Genomic DNA, 18780 nt, shown 5'->3' with positions numbered 1-18780 from the left:
CCGGTCGTCGGGGCCAAAGGGGAAAAAATGCGAGGTTTGTCGTGGGATACTGATCTCGCCGTGACGGGAACCCTGATGATGATAAAAAGATCTATAGCGACAAAAATCATATAAAACATTAACTTGGATTTCAGATTTTCGCTTTCGCTCATCCTTATGTACTTTCATCATTACTATTTATGGATCAGTTATAAAACCTTTGTTCATTTGACTACTTTTCGGGTTTCTCATTGCAGAGTAAGATGCCACTTCAATAAAAATAAGAATTAGGAGTTCGGGTGTGAAGGCATTAGCAAAAGAAAGGGTATCGCCCTATATAAGCCAGTTATATGAGTGCGGTATTAATGACTCTGACATTAAGTTGGTGGTGGATCAGTTCCGCTCCGATGTGTCGGGGAGTTCCTCGCTGTTTCTGTTACGGGATGATGACAAGAGCGACGGGATAAAACTCTTCTCCAGTGGGCTGACGGAGGCCCAGCAGCAGTTCTATGTGCAGCACCATCGCCAGGATGTGTGGTTCAATCACTATCTGGACAAGGGCTGCCAGGGCATAGTCAATGCCACCACATTGTCCAATTCGACCGGGCTGCTGGCCAGTTTCGGTGCCCAGTTTGCGGCCGGAGGCGTCTGCCGGGTGAAGGGGCGGGGCCTTAGCAGCCTGTGCACCTATCGCGGTGCCAGCCAGGATGACTTCAGCGCTCAGGATATCTCCTCGCTGACGGAGGTTTATTCTGGTCTTGCGGCCTGGAGCCACCATTATTGGAACCTGCTGGCCCTGGAAACCCAGAACTATCAGCTGCAGCAACTGGTTAAAAACCATAATAAGCCCAGCGCGATCGTCGATGACAAAGGTCATATCCATTATTCCAATGTGGCCTTCAATCGTATCTCCGATGAGAATGTGGAACTGCGGGCCATCAATGGTATTTTCTCGCTGCAAAATAAGGATCAACAACGCCAGTTCAAGGAGATCCTGAATGGCTTTGCCTACTTGTTGCCTGGGGCGAGCGCTTATATGTCGATTCCCCGCCAGGCCAATTTAAGGCCGCTGCTGATCCAGTGCACCCTGATGAGCGGTCTCAGCCGGTTCGAGCGCTATGTGGAAGTGGTGCTGCGGGATCCCGAGCACTCCTTCAATCCCGACATAGAAGCGCTGGCCAGCCTCTATCCGCTCACCATAGGCGAGAAGGAGCTGCTGGTGCTGATGAGCAAGGGTTACAGCAGCAACGACATCGCCGAGTTGCGCGGTGTCAAGGTGGAAACCGTCCGCTCGACCCTCAAGGGGGTGTTCAAGAAGACCGACTGCCACAGTCAGAACGAGCTGCTGCTGTTGCTGCAATCCATCTCCTGATCCGGTGCGAGCTATGCTTGGAGTGAGCCGGACATAGTGCCCGGCTTGCGCCTCCCGCCCGGGAGGCTGGTTGGGGGAACGCACAATGGAATCACTCAAGGCAAAGGATTACATGCAGACCCGGCCCATCACGTTCAGCGCTGACATGATGGTGCAGTCTGCGGTCGAAAAGTTTCTCAACAGCCACCAACTTGGTGGCCCCGTGGTGGATGCGCAAGGCCATCTGATTGGCTGGGTTTCCGAACAGGACTGCATCGCCGTCATGCTCAAGGAGGCCTATCACTGCGAGCAGGTCGCCCAGGTCAAGGATGTGATGCGCAAGGAGGTGCTGGCGGTCGGACCCGATACCAGCATTCTGGAGCTGGCCGAGATGATGATGGGGCAAAAGCCCAAGATCTATCCTGTGGTGGAGGAGGGGCACCTGCTCGGGGTGATCAGCCGTCACGATGTGATGCTGGCGATCCACGCCCAGCTGGGTACCTGTTTCGTACACAAGGCCCGGGCCTGATCGGATTGGGCACCATGCGTCATCGGGAGCAGGCCGGGTGCCTGCTCTTTTTATTCAGACGCGCCATTCAGATGCTTCTGCCCAGGCGCCCGTTATTCCGGTTTTCATCGCGACCCCAATCGCTTTAAGGCTTGCACCTCTCTTCCTCGCTCTTTAGGATCTCCCGACGCTTGTCGATATGGCCCCTCTGGGCACTCATTTAAGGAATTCGTACCTTGTCTCTCTCTATCGAGGCGCTGCGCCGCCGTCTTTCTGCCTGCATGAATCTCGATGCCCGTCGCCTTTCCAGCCGTCTGCACGGGGTCAAGAAGCTGCCCGAGGCCAAACAGACCGCCGTGCTGGAAACCATTGCCGCCGACCTGGATGTCGCCGAGGCGCGCTACCAGTCCCGTCTGGCGGGCGTGCCCAAGGTGACCTACCCGGCCAACCTGCCGGTCAGCCAGAAGCAGGCGGAGATCGCCAAGGCGATCAGCGAACATCAGGTGGTGATCATCGCCGGCGAAACCGGCTCGGGCAAGACCACCCAGATCCCCAAGATTTGTCTCTCGCTCGGGCGCGGGGTCAAGGGCTATATAGGCCACACCCAGCCACGGCGCCTCGCGGCCCGTACCGTGGCGGCCCGCATCGCCGAGGAGATGCAATCCGAACTGGGTCACTACGTGGGCTACAAGGTGCGCTTTACCGATCAGGTGAGCGAGCAGACCCACATCAAGCTGATGACAGACGGTATCCTGCTGGCAGAAATCCAGCACGACCGCATGCTCACCCAGTACGACACCATCATCATCGATGAGGCCCACGAGCGCAGCCTCAACATCGACTTCATCCTGGGCTACCTCAAGCAGCTGTTGCCAAGGCGCCCGGATCTCAAGGTGATCATCACCTCGGCCACCATAGATCCCCAGCGTTTCTCCCGTCATTTCAACAAGGCGCCGGTGATCGAGGTCTCCGGTCGCACCTATCCCGTCGATGTGCGCTATCGCCCCCTCGTCAGTGACAAGAGTGAAGGGCTGGAGGAGCGCGACGAGCTGCAGGGGATCTTCGATGCGGTGGAAGAGCTGGCCCGCGAAGGGCTGGGGGATATCCTCATCTTCATGAACGGCGAGCGGGAAATTCGCGATACCACTGAGGCCCTGCGCAAGCTCAACCTGCGCGATACCGAGGTGCTGCCGCTCTATGCCCGTCTCTCCAACGCCGAGCAGAACAAGGTGTTCCAGCAACACGCCGGCCGGCGCATAGTGCTGGCCACCAACGTGGCGGAAACCTCCCTCACTGTGCCGGGCATCCGCTATGTGATAGACCCGGGTACCGCCCGCATCAGCCGCTACTCCTGGCGTACCAAGGTGCAGCGCCTGCCCATCGAGCCCGTCTCCCAGGCCAGTGCCAACCAGCGCAAGGGGCGTTGCGGCCGGGTGGCGGACGGTATCTGTATCCGCCTCTACTCGGAAGAGGATTTCAACGGCCGTCCCGCCTTTACCGATCCGGAGATCCTGCGCACCAACCTGGCCTCCGTCATCTTGCAGATGCTGGCACTGGGGCTTGGCAACATGGAGGCCTTCCCCTTCGTCGAGCCGCCGGAATCGCGCCACATCAAGGATGGCCTGAGCCTGCTCAAGGAGCTGGAGGCGGTGCGCGAACTGCCTGCCCGTCACGCCACTGCCCAGCAAACCGGCCAGGAGCAGGATCTCGAACCCAAGTTGCAGCTGACCGACACAGGTCGCCAGCTGGCGCGCATTCCCCTTGATCCACGTCTGGCTAAGATGGTGATCACGGCGGCGCAAACCGGCTGCCTGAGCGAAGTCATGGTGATCACCGCCGGCCTCAGCATCCAGGATCCCCGCGAGCGGCCCATGGAGAAGAAGCAGGCCGCCGACGAGCAGCACAGACGCTTCGAGGACAAGGATTCGGACTTCCTCGCCTTCGTCAATCTGTGGAACTACCTGAAAGAGCAGCAGGATGCCCTTGGCAGCAACCCGTTCCGCCGCATGTGCCAGAAGGAGTTTCTCTCCTACCTGCGGGTGCGCGAGTGGCAGGATATCCACTTCCAGCTGCGCCAGACGGTGAAGGAGCTGGGCTTCAAGGCCAACCATGAACCGGCGGATTTCAAGACGGTGCACTGCGCCCTGCTGACCGGCCTCCTGAGCCATATTGGCAACAAGGATCTGGAGAAACCCGAGTTTCTCGGCGCCCGCAACGGCCGCTTCCACCTGTTCCCGGCTTCGGGCCTGTTCAAGAAGCCGCCCAAGTGGGTGATGGCCGCCGAACTGGTGGAGACCTCGCGCCTCTACGCCCGGGTCAACGCCAAGATTGAGCCGGAATGGGTGGAGCCGCTGGCGGCGCACCTCATCAAGCTGCACCACAGCGACCCGCACTGGTCGAAGAAAAGTGGCGCCGTCATGGCCAAGGAGAAGGTGACCCTCTATGGCCTGACCCTGGTCAACGAGCGCACCATCAACTTCAGCCGCCTCGATCCGGCCCTGTGTCGCGAGCTGTTTATTCGCCGCGCCCTGGTGGAGGGGGATTTCGAGACCCGTCACCGCTTCTTTGGCGAGAACCGCAAACTGCTCGCCGAGGTGGAGGCGCTGGAGCACAAGTCCCGTCGCCGCGACATCCTGGTGGACGACGAGGACCTGTTCCGCTTCTACGATGCCCGCTTGCCGGAAGACGTCATCTCCGCCCGTCACTTCGACAAGTGGTGGAAGGAGGCGCAAAAGCAGGATCCCGAGCAGCTCAACTTCGAAAAAGAGATGCTGATGAAGGGGGATGCGGCCCACATCAGCGATCTCGACTACCCCAACTTCTGGCAGCAGGGGCGACTCAAGCTCAAGTTGAGCTACCAGTTCGAACCGGGGGAGGCGGCGGACGGCGTCACCCTGCACATTCCGTTGCCGCTGCTCAATCAGGTGGAGGTGAAAGGGTTCGAGTGGCTGATCCCCGGGCTGCGCCATGAGCTGCTGGTGGCCCTCATCAAGTCGATGCCAAAGCCGATGCGCAAGAATTTCGTGCCGGCTCCCAACTACGCCGATGCGCTGCTCGCCAGCCTCAACCCAGAGCAGGGGCCGCTGCTGGACGAGATGGAGCGCCAGCTGCGTCGCATGACAGGCGTCTCCGTGCCCCGCGAATCCTGGGATTGGGCATCTGTGCCCGATCACCTGAAACTCACCTTCCGGGTGGTGGACGACAAGCAGAAGAAAGTGGCGGAAGGGAAAGACCTGGAAGCGCTGAAGGAATCCCTGCGCGGCAAGGTGCAGGAGACCCTCTCCCAGGTGGCGGACGATGACATAGAGCAGTCCGGCCTTACCCTGTGGAGTTTTGGCGAGCTGCCCCAGGAGTACAGCCAGAAGCGCGGCGGCTTCGAGGTGAAGGCCTATCCGGCGCTGGTGGATGAGAAGGACTCTGTCTCCATCCAGCTGGTGGAGAGCCCTGTGGCCCAGCAGCAGCTGATGTGGGCGGGTCAGCGCCGGCTGGTGCTGCTCAACGTGCCATCCCCCATCAAGTACCTGCAGGAGAAGCTGCCCAACAAGGCCAAGCTGGGTCTTTACTTCAACCCCTTTGGCAAGGTGGCTGAGCTGATCGATGACTGCATCGCCTGCGGCTGCGACAAGCTCATCGAGCGCCACGGCGGCCTGGCCTGGGAAGAGGCGGGATTCGAGGCGCTCAAGGAGTTCGTGCGCGCCGAGCTCAACGATGCCGTGGTGGAGGTGGCCAGCCAGGTGGAAGCCGTGCTGACCCTGTCTCACGAGATCAAGAAGCGGCTCAAGGGCAAGATGCAGCTTGATACCGCCTTTGCCATGTCCGATATCCAGCTGCAGCTGGGCAACCTCATTCACAAGGGCTTCGTCACCGAGACCGGCTGGCAGCGGCTGCCGGACTTGCTGCGCTACCTGCGCGCCATCGAGCGCAGGATGGAGAAGCTGGCCATCGATCCCAACCGGGATCGGGTCTATATGCTCAAGGTGCAGAGCGTGGAGGCCGATTACAAGGCGCTGCTCGCCAAGATCCCAAAATCCCAGCTGATCCCGGCCGAGGTGGCCAATATCCGCTGGATGATAGAGGAGCTGCGGGTCTCCTTCTTCGCCCAGAATCTGGGGACCCCCTATCCGGTGTCAGATAAACGGGTGCTTAACGCCATCGCCCAGTGCTAAGCTGCTATCTGTCTGTTTTAACTGCGTGATATAGCTTTATGAGGCGGCGCTGCCAGTCAGGCGGCCCCCTTCAAACCACAAGTCAGGGAGGCAAGGATGCTGGGGATCTGGTTGAGTGTGGCGCAGGTGGTGATCAGCGGTTACCAGCCTATTGCAGAGCAAACCTGGGTGCAGCTGAACCCGGAATATTACCCGCTGCACCGCTCACCGCCGGCCATGTTTGTGGCCTGGCGGGGCAATCAGTTTCCCCCTCTCGAGCTCAAGCAGAAAAAGGGGTGCTGGCAGGTGCTGTTTCCGGCCCGGCTGGTGCCGCCCTTCGATCTGTTCGAAGGGGAGGCGCAGCTCTCCAAGGCGTATCTGGCCAGGCTCAGGCGCATCGATGAGGCTGCCTATGGCCTGGCACCTGTCGCGCCCGTCACGTCGCCGTATTACAGCGAGCAGGAGGTGGCCGGTCTGGGAGTACCCTTCATGGCCGAATTCACGCCGCCAGTGATGCCGGGTCAGCCGCGCGCCGCCAGCCTGGGCACAGAACGGCTGGCGGTGAGCCTGGCTCTGAACGCGGCCCGGCGAGCGCCGGATACCCTGCTGGTCCGTGTTGCTAATGGTGAGACACCACCGGCGGTGAACGCATCCCCCGGCGGTGAGACGCTCACGCTCTCGGCGCCGGCGGCCGGCAATGGCAAGCGGGTCTGTCATCAGGTGGCATCCGGGGAGACACTGTGGCGTATCGCCGCCACCCTGGCCCAGAATGGCACCGTCACTGGGGCGGCGGGAGACACTTACAGCTATCTGCTGGCCATAGTCGATGACAATCGCCCGCTGATGGGCAACAGCATCCGGGTCAAGGCGGGGGATACCCTTTACTGTCCGGCGCCCCAGACCCTGGCCCGTTTCGATGCCCTGAGTGCGGCAGAGCGGCAGCAGCGGTTTGCCCGGCTGGAGCAGGGGCGTTAAGGTTTCTTGTCACTGTACTGGGCCCGTGCTAGTATGCGCCCTCGTTTTGCGAGGTGCTGACCGGTCGCAGTCAGCACCATAAATTCATCTATATGAGATAACCACTATGTCTTTCGTATTCCAAGCTGAAGTCCGTTCTGACCTGGGGAAAGGTGCGAGCCGCCGCCTGCGTCACGCTGACCAAGTTCCTGCCATCATCTACGGTGCAGGCAAAGAAGCCCAGTCCATCACTGTTGACCACAAAAAATTCATCATTGCCCAAGAGAAGCCGGAATTCTACGAATCCGTGCTGACCCTGGTCATCAACGGTGAAGAAGTCAGCGTTAAAGTGAAGGCTATCCAGCGTCACCCGGTTAAGCCGAAGCTGGTTCACCTGGACTTCGTTCGCGTTTAATCGGCAACGAACGTTCCTGTAAAGAGGCCACCCAATCGGGTGGCCTCTTTGTTTTTACGACGTTTTTTCCCGATAAAAATAAAATACTCAAATAGTACTGTTAGTCTTTACTTGTAGGCATGATTGACAGCAGGACACCCGTTGTGGTGCTCTGGCATATATAAAGTATTCGAACAAGTCCACATACGGGGTGATGTTGACCGTGATGAAGGGAATCATACGGGGATATTTCCTGCTGTTCTCACCCATTCTTGTGCTGGTTTTGGTGGGTGGGTATCTGCTGGGTGACGCACTGATCGAGCGTGAGCTCTACCGTGTACGTAGCGATGAGAGCACTTTTCTGACGCTCGCCAGCGGTCGTCTCGATGACGAGCTGGCGGTGCCGCTGCGCCATGTGCGTAGCATGTCTGAAGAGCCTATCCTGCTCGAGGCGGCGGGTCGCGACGAGCGTGACAACATTGCCGCCCAGTTCACCGTTCTGATGAACCGCAATCCCGACTATGCCCAGGTGCGTTGGTTGGCGCCGGATGGCATGGAGCTGGTGCGCTTCAATCGTCAGGGCCAGCATCTGCAGCGTGTGGCTGACGACCAGCTGCAAAACAAAAAGGATCGTTACTATTTCCGCGATGCCATGGCGCTGCCCTGGGAGCGGATCTACGTCTCGCCGCTCGATCTCAACGTCGAGCAGGGGGTGATCGATCGCCCCTTCAATCCCATGATCCGTATCGCCAAGCGCCTGCGCCTGGGGGATCGCGATCTGGGCTTGCTGCTTATCAACGTACAGGCCGGCCGTATGCTCAAGGTATTCGCCAACAGCAGTGGCAAGGCCGCCGATCACACCATGCTGCTCAATCAGGATGGCTATTGGCTGCGCAGCCCGGATCCGGCACAAGAGTGGGGCTTCATGCTCGAGCGTCCGGACCTCACCTTGAAGCAGTTTTCTCCCCAGGCCTGGCAGGCATTCTTGGGTGCTTCGAGCGGCCAGGTTGAGCTAGCCGACGGCCTGTGGAGCTGGACCACTCTGTACCCGGCCCTGAATCACGATCAGCTGGTCTGGAAGACTGCCTCCATGGTGCCACGCAGCGAGCTGCTGGCCATTCGCACTCACATCTGGGGGATCATCTCGGTCACCTGCGCCATCTTGCTGTTGCTGTTCGGTGCCGGAGTAGCCTCGCTGGTGCTCAGCCGGCATCGGGAGCAGCTGGCGCAGCAGGAGGCGGCCAGGCTGGCGCGGGTCAAAGGGGATTTCATCGCCAACATGAGCCACGAGATCCGTACTCCCATGAACGCCATCATGGGGTTGGCCTACCTGCTCGAACAAGGGGGGCTCGACGATGGCCAGCGCGCCCTGGTGCGCAAGATCCATCAGGCCGGGCAGGCTCTGCTCGGGATCATCAACGACATCCTCGATTTCTCCAAGATTGAATCGGGCCGGCTCGAGCTTGAGCAAGTGCCATTCAGCCTGGAAGAGGTGCTCGATCATGTGGCGGCCATCATGTCCACCTGCGTTGGCAACAAGCACCTCGAGCTGGTAGTGAGCAGTGCCCCCGAGCAGGCCGCTCATCTGGTCGGAGACGCCCTGCGCCTCGAGCAGGTATTGCTCAACTTGACGGGCAACGCCATCAAGTTCACCGAGCGCGGGGAGGTGGAGGTCAAGGTCGAGCTGGAAGCCGAGCAAGATGGCATGGCCACCTTGCTGTTTCGGGTGCGCGACACCGGGATCGGCATTCCGCCCGAGCAGCAGGCAAACATATTCAATGCCTTCTCCCAGGCCGACTCCTCCACCAGCCGCCGTTTTGGGGGAACCGGGCTTGGCCTGACCATCAGTCGCCGTCTGGTGAGCCTGATGGGGGGCGACATCGGCGTCACCAGCGAACTGGGCAAGGGGAGCGAGTTCTGGTTCCGCGTCCGGCTGGAGCAGGTAGAGCAGCCCGAGGCCTTCCACGAGCGGCTGCAGCACGTCTCGCTGCTTATCGCCGACGACAACCAGGTGACCCGCGATACCCTGTCGATGACGGTGGGCTCCCTCGGCTGGCAGTCACGGGTGGTGGAGTCAGGCGAGCAGGCCTTGCACCATCTGCTGCGTCAGGGGGAGCGTTTCGACGTGATCCTGCTCGACTGGATCATGCCGGGCATGGACGGGCTCGAGACCTGCGTGGCCATTCGCCGTGCCTTCGAGCTGCAGGAGCGCTCGCCCATCATCATCATGGCGACTGCCTATTCCCAGGAAGAGTTGATGCGCAGCCCCGGCTCGGAGCAGGTCGATCTGGTGCTGCACAAGCCGGTCACAGGTTCCAGCCTCTACAACGCGGTGGCACGCCTCATCCACGAGAAGCGCGAGCATGTGGATCTGCTGAAGAGCGGTCAGCGCCGTCTGCGCCTGCCTGGCGTTCATATACTGCTGGTCGATGACAGCGACATCAACCTGGAGGTGGCAACCCGCTTGCTGCAGCGGGAGGGGGCCGAGGTGATCACCGCCATCGACGGGGAGCGGGCCCTGGCCTGTCTTGCCGACCCGGCGCAGCGTATCGATCTGGTACTCATGGACGTACAGATGCCGGTGATGGATGGTTACGAGGCGACCCGTCGCCTGCGCCAGCTGCAGGGACGCAAGGAAATGCCCGTGCTGGCACTCACCGCCGGGGTGTTCAAGGATCAACGCGAGGCGGCGCTGGCCTGCGGCATGAACGATTTCATCGCCAAGCCGCTTGATGTGGAGCAGCTCATCGCGACCCTGCTGCGTTACCTGCCCGACAGTGTGGTGCCGCTAACGATCAGCGACGTGCCGTCTGCCCTGGAGCCGGTGGCCGGCATTGATATCGATACCGGACTTCGCAACTGGGGTGAGGCCTCCGTCTATCTCAAATACCTGCGCCGATTCCGCGATGACTACATGACGGTCGGTACCGTGCTGCCGGACTACATAGCCCAGCACGAGACAGATGCGGCCGCGAGCCTGACACACAAGCTCAAGGGGGTGGCGGGCAGCCTGTCGCTCACCGATGTGGCGCGCATCAGTGCAGAACTGAATGAGGCCATCGAGCAGGGGGGGGACACCAGCCAGCTCATGGCCCCCTTCCTTGAGGCGCTGGAACGGGCGCAGCAGGCCATCGACATCTATGCCGGGCGCGAGCCGGGGGCTGTCAACTCCCCGCTGGCTCAGGGCGAGGCGCAGGAGGTGTGTCTGCACGCTCTGCGTGAGGCCCTGATGAGCGAGGATCTGGAACTGATCGAACCGGCGTTGGGCCAGGCCAAGAGTTACTTGCCTTCTGAGCTGGTGAGCGAGATCAGTGCCGCCCTGGAGCTGTTCGACATCCAGCTCGCGACCTGCAAGCTGGAGGGGTATCTGGAAAATCGGGAGGCACCTAGATCATGAATCGACCGCGAGTGTTGATCATCGACGACGAGCCGAGCAACCTCGGGCTGCTGCGGCAAATCCTCAAGGAGGAGTACAGCCTCTTTTTCGCCAAGGGAGGCGAGGAGGGGCTGGCCGCCGTGGAGCGCCATGAGCCTGCCCTGATCCTGCTTGACGTGCGCATGCCTGATATGGACGGCTACGAGGTGTGTCGCCGGCTCAAGGCCGATCCGGCCCACGCCGGGATCCCGGTGCTGTTCATCACGGCGAGCGATAACGCAGACAGCGAGAGCCAGGGGTTCGAGGCGGGCGGGGTGGATTACATTTACAAGCCGGTTTGCCCAAGCACGGTGCGCGCACGGGTGCGCAACCACCTCTCTCTGGTACGCCTCGATCAGCTCGAGCGCAGCTACCGCACCGCCATCGTGATGCTGAGCGAGGCGGGTCACTACAACGACACCGATACCGGGGTACATATCTGGCGCATGGCCGCCTATGCCCGAGCCCTGGCCGACGCGGCGGGCTGGAGTTCGGAGCAGTCGGAGCTGCTGGAGCTGGCGGCCCCCATGCACGACATGGGCAAGATCGGGATCCCCGACTACATCCTCAAGAAGCCCGGCCCCCTCACCGAAGAGGAGTGGACCATCATGCGCACTCATCCGCGCATCGGTTACGAAATCTTGAAACGCTCCGACGGGCTCATCTTCCGTATGGCGGCGGAGATTGCCCTGCATCACCACGAGAAGTGGGACGGCTCGGGTTACCCCGCAGGAGAAACCGGCGAAGGGATCCCCGAGGCGTCGCGGATCGTGGCCATCGCCGATGTGTTTGATGCCCTGAGCGTGCGTCGCCCTTACAAGGATCCCTGGCCTCTGGAGCAGGTGCTGGCCACTATGCGTGACGGTGCTGGCCAGCACTTTGATCCCCGGCTGTTCGCATGTTTTCTCGAGATCATGCCGGAGATCTTGCGCCTCAAGGCCCAGTGGGACACCCGCGAGGAGCGGGGGGTTACCAGATAGGTTGCGTCAGGTAGGGATTGCTTGCCTTCTCACGGCCGAAGGTGGAACTGGGGCCGTGGCCCGGGATGAAGACGATCTCGTCACCCAGCGGCAGCAGGGTCTCGGTGATCGACCTAATCAAGGTGGCGTGATCGCCGCGCGGAAAGTCGGTCCGGCCAATGCTGCCGGCAAAGAGTACATCGCCGACCCAGGCAAGCCGCTCGCTCTGGCTGAGCAGGATGACGTGGCCAGGAGTGTGGCCCGGGCAGAAGTACACATCCAGCTCGCAGTTGCCCACCCTCACCTTGTCACCCTGCGCCAGCCACTGGTCGGGGGCGAAGGCGGGGGTATGGGCAAAGCCGAACATCTGGCTCTGCTGGGGCAGCATGTCGAGCCAGAAGGCGTCCTCCTTGTGGGGCCCCGTGATGGTCACGCCGGTCTTTTCACGCAGCTCGGCCGCTGCCCCCACGTGATCCAGATGACCGTGGGTCAGCAGGATATGGGTCAGGGTAAGCCCGCGCTTGGCGATGGCGGCCAGCAGCTTGTCCGCTTCGCCACCCGGGTCGATCAGCGCCGCCTGATGGGTCTCGTCACACCAGATAAGGGAGCAGTTCTGGGCGAACTGGGTGACCGTGATCACCTCGAATTTCAACATGTGGGGTCCTCTTGTTGGAAAGGCGACGGGGTCAGCCCTGTTGCGCTCTGGCGTGCTGCTCGGTGAAGTAGTCGAGACAGGCCTGTTTGTCACCCCGGAACACGATGCGCTCACGCTTGTTGCCAAGCTGGTAAAGATACATGGGGTCGTAGTAGCGGGTCAGCAGCAGGGTGATCCAGGCCAGATGCAGCTCGGTCGCGCCACTGCTGGCCTGCTCGGTGAGGGCCGTTTGCATCAGCGCATCCAGCTCGCGGTGAGCCTGATCCCCGAGGCGGCGTTTGAGGCGGGCCAGCGCATCTGTGAGGTAGGCGGCAAACAGCGGCCAGCCCGCTTCAGCGCCGAACATGGCCTGATAACGCAGCCAGAGATCGTGCACATAGTCCTGGCGGATCTGTTCGGCCCGCTCGCTCTGCGGCACATCCACCACCACCAGCGGGGCCTCGCACATGGCATCGAACAGGGTGTTCGGCAGGCAGCAGCGACCGATGAGCCGGCTCTCGTCCTCTACCACGAAGGCCTGTTCGCCCTTGTGGCGGCGCTTGAGCAGCTCGATGGCCATGTTGTTTTCAAAGTTGATGTTGCCGGGCTGGCCGCCGGGCAGCTGGCCAAAGGAGGATCCCCTGTGGCGGGCATGGCCTTCCAGGTCGAGCGCCTGGGTCACATGGCCCAGCATATGGGTCTTGCCGGAGCCTGTCATGCCGGTCAGCACAGTCCAGTGGCACTCGGCAGAGGCCTTGTCCTGGGTGTCGATGAGGAAGCGGCGCAGCTCCTTGTAGCCACCGGCGACGCGGGGACGAGTGACCCCGGCCTCATGCAGCCACAGTTGTACGGTTTGCGAGCGCAGACCGCCGCGAAAGCAGTAGAGCAGGGCGTCGGGCTGCTGGCGCAACTGCGCCAGCCAGCCTTCGAGGCGTTCGGCCCGCACGGCGCCCCCCACCAGCTTGTGGCCCAGTTCGATGGCGGCCGCCTGACCCTGCTTCTTGAAGCAGGTACCGACCTGGGCGCGCTCATCGTCTGTCATCAAGGGCAGATTGGTCGAGCAGGGGAAGGCCCCCTCCTTGAACTCGATGGGCGCACGCAAGTCGATGAGCGGGACATCGTCCAGAAAAATCCGGGCCAGATCCGTGGCCAGTGGCAGTTGGCTCATAGCATGGCCTCCGCAAGCAGCCGCTGACTCATTGGACAACCTCGATAAACTGATCGCCGGTACGCGCCTTCAGCTTGCCGACGGGGGAGAGGGTCAGCCCCGCTTGCGTCGCGATGGCAAGGAGCTCGGCTTCGCTTTCTTTACCGACGGCTACCAGCAGGCCGCCGCTGGTCTGCGGGTCGCACATGATGTTGCGGGTACGATCGTCCATGGCATCGAGCTTGTGGCCATAGGAGTCGAAATTGCGCAGGGTACCGCCCGGTACGCAGCCCTCGCTCAGGTAGTAATCCACCTCGTCGAGCAGCGGCAGCGCCTTGAAATCGAGGGTGGCGCACACCCCTGATCCTTCGCACATCTCCAGCAGGTGACCCGCCAGACCAAAGCCGGTCACATCCGTCATGGCGTGCACGCCGGGCAGTTCGGCAAAGCGCTGGCCAATCTTGTTGAGGGTGCACATGGCGTTGGGGGCCAGTTGCTCGTGCTCTGGCTTGAGCTTGCCCTTCTTCTGGGCCGTGGTGAGTATGCCGATGCCAAGGGGCTTGGTCAGATAGAGGATGTCGCCCACCTGGGCGGTGTCATTCTGCTTGATGGCATCGAGCGGCACTATGCCGGTCACGGCGAGGCCGAAGATGGGCTCGGGCGCGTCTATGCTGTGGCCGCCAGCGAGTGAGATGCCCGCTTCGTGGCACACCTGACGGCCGCCGTCGATCACCTGCTGCGCAATCTCGGGAGCGAGCGTATTGATGGGCCAGCCGAGGATGGCGATGGCGACGATGGGCTTGCCGCCCATGGCGTAGATGTCGCTGATGGCATTGGTGGCGGCGATGCGGCCAAAGGTGAAGGGATCATCGACGATGGGCATGAAGAAGTCGGTGGTGGAGACGATACCCTGACCGTTGCCGATATCGACCACGGCCGCGTCATCCTTGCTGCTGTTGCCGACCACCAGGGTCGGGTCGTCAAAGCCCGGGATCTGGCTCTTGAGAATGGTGTCGAGCACCTTGGGAGAAATTTTGCAGCCGCAGCCAGCGCCGTGGCTGTATTGGGTCAGACGAATGGAAGACATACTTACCCCTTATGCAGAGGCTCTGTGGAGCCGTCTTGGTCAATGGGCGGTCATCCGTCGCCTTGTAGACAGGCAGACAAGATACCGCAAAAAATGGGTGGCCTCGGTGCCAACAGGGGCAACGATTTCAGGCGGCCATGAGAAGGCCGCCAAGCCGGACGGGGGAGGAGGGGCGACATGGTGCGCCAGAGCAGCCCCGCCAAGGGCCACAGGACGGGCCATTATGCCACAAATGCCCTCTCTGGTTCGAACTGGAATTCACACAAAGCGCAGGGGATTGGCGGGAAAAATGAGAGAGGGGGACAGCCTTAGCCATACGCTGGCGGTGAGGCATATCCCCCTGTGTTACCCCCGATAAGGCCGAGCCTGTCTCACTTCGGGGCCATGTTTGGGCGGCGGACCTTACCCGGCTTGCTCCATCACCGGCTGGCGAGCCTTGCCCCAGCGACGCAGGCGCCGTTGCAGCGGTCGCTCCAGCAGGCTGTAGCTAAGGGCCGAGAGGCCGATCAGTACCGCCAGCATCAGCAGGGTCGCCGCTACCCCCAGCAGCGGGTGGGTCTGGGCATACCACCAGTCGGTGAGTCCCGGCGCCAGATAGTGGATCATTTCGCACCCGGTGAGCAGCACCAGCGCGTGCAGCAGGTAGATGGAGTAGGAGAGATCCCCCAGCCAGTTGGTGAAGCGGTTGTCCAGCAGGCGCAGCAGCGGGCTCCGGCGATCCCCCTGGCAGGCCGCAATCCAGATCAGCAGTACGTAGGAACTGATCAGCAGCAGGGTCAGCTGCGGCGTCATGGTGAACTGCATCAGCGCGAAGGGCAGCACAAAGGCGACCAAGAGAGGCAGATCCCGTTGCATCATGGGCAAGTGTCGCGCGGCCTTGACCCTGGGCAGCAGCCAGAGGCCGAGCACGAATTCACTCACCCCGCGTCCCACCGCCAGCGCGCCGCTGGTGACATCCAGGGTGCCCCGGCTGTGCACGATAAAGGCCAGCACCGTCAGCGCCAGCAGGGGCGCGAGATGGCTCCAGCGACTGCGGGTCACGGCGAGCGGAATAAGCAGCGGGAACAGCAGGTAGCTTATCCACTCCACGCTCAGGGACCAGGCGGCGAAGTTCCAGGTCAATCCGTGATCGGTCACCACCTGCAGCAGCAGGAAGGCGCTTGGCAGGGCCTCGGCCGGGGTGAAGGGGGAGCCGAAGGGAGGCATTCCCTCCCACTCCCACATCTTGAACAGGGGGCCGGCATAGAAGCCCACCCCATGGCGGGCCTTGTAGAGTTCCCAGCCCACCAGCAGCACCAGGGTCACAAAGTAGAGAGGGTAGACGCGGGTCAGCCGCAGCCAGAGGAAGCGGCCATAGCCCAGGGTGCGGGGCGTGTGGCTGAAGGCCTCACCGTAGACGTGGGCCAGCACCAGGCCGCTCAAAATAAAGAAGAGATCGACCCAGAGGTAGCCGTTCTCGATGAGTTGGGTGTGGCCGGCGATCGACTCCATCCACTGGGGAAAGAGCAGCAATCGGGCATGGAACAGCACCACCATCAGGGCAGCTATGCCCCGCAGCGGCGTCAACAGCGGCAATGATTGATTCATATCGGGATCCCTTGCGATGTTCAGCTTGGCCTGACATCGATTTTGTTGTTGTGCTGGGGCATCGAGCCTGATGCCCCAGCAGCCTGGACTCATGCTGGTCACAGGCGGGATCACCCTATCTAAAAGAGAGTCATACGGGTGTGATTTTCGTCATAAATATGCGTTTTTTACGCAAAAACAGCCAGCTGTATGGGGGCAAGATCAGGGGCTGGCGTGGGGATCTAGACTAGGGATGTCGTCCATCTGATCGCAAGGAGCACGCCCGATGAAACTCTATGCCCATCCCTTCTCATCCTACAGCCAGAAGGTGCTGATCGCCCTCTACGAGAATGCCACTCCGTTTGACTATCAGGATCTCGAAGATCCGGCGGCCAACGCCGAGCTTGCCGCGCTCTGGCCGCTCAAGCGCTTCCCCGTGCTGCTGGATGACGGGCGCTGCATCCTCGAGAGCAGCACCATAGTCGCGCATCTGCAGGCGCACCATCCGGGCCCCATCAGCCTGATCCCGGCTGGTGATGCGGGTCTGGAGGTTCACATGCTGGATCGCGTCTTCGACAACTACGTCATGACGCCGATGCAAAAAGTGGTGCTGGATGCGCTGCGCCCGCAGGCCGAGCGCGACGGCTATGGCGTGATGGAGGCCCGTGAGCTGCTCGACCAGATCTACTCCTGGCTCGATCAGCGACTCGAAGGGCGTCACTGGATCACCGGCGATGGCTTCAGCCTGGCCGATTGCGCCGCCGCCCCCTCGCTCTTCTATGCCGACTGGGCCCATGAGATACCGCACTCCCACGTCAGACTGCGGGCCTACCGTGCCCGCCTGCTGAGTCGGCCCTCTGTGGTGCGCGTGGTGGATGAGGCGCGGCCATTTCGGCATTATTTCCCGCTGGGGGCGCCGGCCCGTGACTGAGCCGGGTGCTTGAGCCCAACGACAGGCCTGCTGCCGACCCAGAGATGATGTGCAGCCGAAATGGGGGAATGGCCGGGAGCAGGAGAGGGGGAAAACTGATTTATGCAGCAGAGTGATTTTCGATGCGATTTATACCGATATTTCCCCGAGGATTTTCCAATCTTGATGATTTTATTTTCATATTTTCGCATAAATAAAAGATCGGTCAGGTTCCCGTAGGTGGACTGAGTGCCATTCCCTGGGTGGATGCTGTGAGCACAGGGCTTGGTTAAAGGGCTGGAAACGCACGCTAGAGGGATGGCAGCGGCAAGCCGAGGAGAGGGAGTGAGCGGCGTTATCTCTTTGGAGTGCAATGCAAAAAAGGCCCGCTAGCGATAGCGGGCCTTTTGATGGCTGGCTTGCCGCACCAAGCCCGGGTCTGGAACCGGGGTCAAGGGGCGGCCAACTCTGGTCGGCGGCTCTTAGCGGGCGCGCACCACCAGACCCTTGAGGTAGAAACCTTCCGGATAGGCGGTGCCGATCGGGTGATCGGAAGCCTGGGACAAGAGCTCCAGGATCTGGGCATCGCGACCGGCGTCGAGCGCCGCATCGGCCACTATCTTCTGGAACAGGCTCTGCTCCATCAGGCCGGAGCAGGAGTAGGTCAGCAGCACGCCACCCGGCGCCAGCAACTGGAACGCCAGCATGTTGATGTCCTTGTAGCCACGGCAGGCGCCCAGCAGCTGGGCCTTGCTCTCGGCAAACTTGGGCGGATCCAGCACTATGACGTCGAATTTCTCGCCCTTCTCGCGGTATTCGCGCAGCAGCTTGAACACGTCGTGACGGATGAACTGGGTGTTGGAGATATCCAGCCCGTTCAGCTCGGCGTTCTGGCGGGCGATGTCCAGCGCAGTCTGGGAGAGATCCACGTTGACCACTTCCTTGGCGCCGCCCTTGAGGGCATAGATGCCAAAGCCACCTGTGTAGCTGAAGCAGTTGAGCACCCGCTTAGCCGAGGTGTACTTGGAGACAGCCTGGCGGTTGTCGCGCTGATCCAGATAGAAGCCGGTCTTGTGGCCGTTGCGGATGTCCACCAGGATCTTGACGCCGTTCTCTTCGATCACCACAGGCTCGGTCGGAGTCTCGCCATGGATGACGCCGGTACGCTCTTTCAGCCCTTCCTTCTTGCGTACCGCCACGTCGGAGCGCTCATAGATGCTGCATTCGGGGTAGAGGGTACGCAGCGCCTGAGTGATGAGCTCGCGCTGGAACTCGGCACCGGCGGAGAGGATCTGGCACACCAGGAAATCGGCATAACGGTCTATGGTCAGACCCGGCAGGCCGTCGGATTCGGCGGCGCACAGGCGATAGCCGGTGAGGCCCTGACGCTTGATCAGCGGATCCCGGGACTCCTGGGCATATTTGAGGCGGCGCAGGAAGAAGTCGAGATCGACTGTCTCCTCTTTATCGAAGGTCCAGACCCGGGCACGGATCTGGGAGCTGCCTGACCAGGCACCACGGGCGAGCCATTTGCCATCGTTGGCGTAAATCTCGACGGTATCGCCGTCAACGGGGTTGCCTTCAACCCGCTCAATCCCTTTGGAGAAGATCCAGGGGTGACGGCGCAGCAGGGATTTTTCGCGGCCTTTGACGAGATAGATGAAAACGCTCATGGGTGTTTGCCGATGGTAAAAAGAAAAGGGGCCACATTCTATGTGCAATGGGGCGGCT

At 61.3% G+C, this 18780-nt stretch carries 13 protein-coding genes; 8 read left to right on the top strand and 5 right to left on the bottom strand.

The annotated features are described in order from the left end of the window. Positions 1-280: 280 nt before the first annotated feature. The 7 genes from ACM3N8_RS00835 (at position 281) to ACM3N8_RS00805 (ending at position 11726) form a co-directional block, all read left to right on the top strand. A complete protein-coding gene (locus tag ACM3N8_RS00835) occupies positions 281-1351 on the top strand; it encodes a helix-turn-helix transcriptional regulator (protein ID WP_043134848.1) in 1071 nt (356 codons plus the stop codon). An 85-nt stretch (positions 1352-1436) separates the two neighbouring features. Next, positions 1437-1859 (top strand): CBS domain-containing protein, encoded by a 423-nt coding sequence (locus ACM3N8_RS00830; protein ID WP_043134846.1) that lies wholly within the window; start codon positions 1437-1439, stop codon positions 1857-1859. Between the two features lie 215 nt (positions 1860-2074). Further along, positions 2075-6004, top strand: a complete 3930-nt coding sequence (gene hrpA, locus ACM3N8_RS00825) for an ATP-dependent RNA helicase HrpA (protein WP_290018264.1) — start codon at positions 2075-2077, stop codon at positions 6002-6004. A 96-nt stretch (positions 6005-6100) separates the two neighbouring features. Then, positions 6101-6958 (top strand): hypothetical protein, encoded by an 858-nt coding sequence (locus tag ACM3N8_RS00820; protein ID WP_290018263.1) that lies wholly within the window; start codon positions 6101-6103, stop codon positions 6956-6958. A gap of 106 nt (positions 6959-7064) precedes the next feature. After that, positions 7065-7352: a 50S ribosomal protein L25 gene (rplY, locus tag ACM3N8_RS00815; RefSeq protein ID WP_042037696.1), complete on the top strand. Its 288-nt coding sequence runs from the start codon at positions 7065-7067 to the stop codon at positions 7350-7352. Between the two features lie 205 nt (positions 7353-7557). Beyond that, positions 7558-10728: a response regulator gene (locus ACM3N8_RS00810; RefSeq protein WP_416015295.1), complete on the top strand. Its 3171-nt coding sequence runs from the start codon at positions 7558-7560 to the stop codon at positions 10726-10728. Further along, complete coding sequence (locus ACM3N8_RS00805) at positions 10725-11726, top strand: HD domain-containing phosphohydrolase (RefSeq protein ID WP_416015294.1); 1002 nt, start codon at positions 10725-10727, stop codon at positions 11724-11726. The genes ACM3N8_RS00810 and ACM3N8_RS00805 overlap by 4 nt, the downstream gene beginning before the upstream one ends. Here ACM3N8_RS00805 and ACM3N8_RS00800 read toward each other — a convergent pair. The 4 genes from ACM3N8_RS00800 to ACM3N8_RS00785 all read right to left on the bottom strand — a co-directional run bounded on the left by ACM3N8_RS00800 (position 11716) and on the right by ACM3N8_RS00785 (position 16160). Then, a complete protein-coding gene (locus tag ACM3N8_RS00800; RefSeq protein WP_416015293.1) occupies positions 11716-12360 on the bottom strand; it encodes an MBL fold metallo-hydrolase in 645 nt (214 codons plus the stop codon). The genes ACM3N8_RS00805 and ACM3N8_RS00800 overlap by 11 nt on opposite strands. Before the next feature lie 31 nt (positions 12361-12391). Further along, positions 12392-13507: a tRNA 2-selenouridine(34) synthase MnmH gene (mnmH, locus tag ACM3N8_RS00795; protein ID WP_043555681.1), complete on the bottom strand. Its 1116-nt coding sequence runs from the start codon at positions 13505-13507 to the stop codon at positions 12392-12394. Between the two features lie 28 nt (positions 13508-13535). Next, positions 13536-14573 (bottom strand): selenide, water dikinase SelD, encoded by a 1038-nt coding sequence (selD, locus tag ACM3N8_RS00790; RefSeq protein WP_378080105.1) that lies wholly within the window; start codon positions 14571-14573, stop codon positions 13536-13538. 402 nt (positions 14574-14975) lie between these two features. Beyond that, a complete protein-coding gene (locus tag ACM3N8_RS00785; RefSeq protein ID WP_290018255.1) occupies positions 14976-16160 on the bottom strand; it encodes an acyltransferase family protein in 1185 nt (394 codons plus the stop codon). Between the two features lie 265 nt (positions 16161-16425). Here ACM3N8_RS00785 and ACM3N8_RS00780 point away from each other — a divergent pair, with 265 nt between their 5' ends. Beyond that, on the top strand, positions 16426-17070 hold the full coding sequence (locus ACM3N8_RS00780; RefSeq protein WP_098984075.1) for a glutathione S-transferase family protein: 645 nt from the start codon (positions 16426-16428) through the stop codon (positions 17068-17070). A gap of 461 nt (positions 17071-17531) precedes the next feature. On the opposite strand, the gene ACM3N8_RS00775 is transcribed toward ACM3N8_RS00780, so the two are convergent. Further along, positions 17532-18722 (bottom strand): class I SAM-dependent methyltransferase, encoded by a 1191-nt coding sequence (locus tag ACM3N8_RS00775; RefSeq protein ID WP_043134834.1) that lies wholly within the window; start codon positions 18720-18722, stop codon positions 17532-17534. Between the last annotated feature and the right edge of the window lie 58 nt (positions 18723-18780).

Source organism: Aeromonas sp. A04 (genome assembly GCF_047780465.1).
GTDB lineage: Bacteria > Pseudomonadota > Gammaproteobacteria > Enterobacterales > Aeromonadaceae > Aeromonas > Aeromonas bestiarum.
This window is presented reverse-complemented; position numbering and strand designations above follow the sequence as displayed.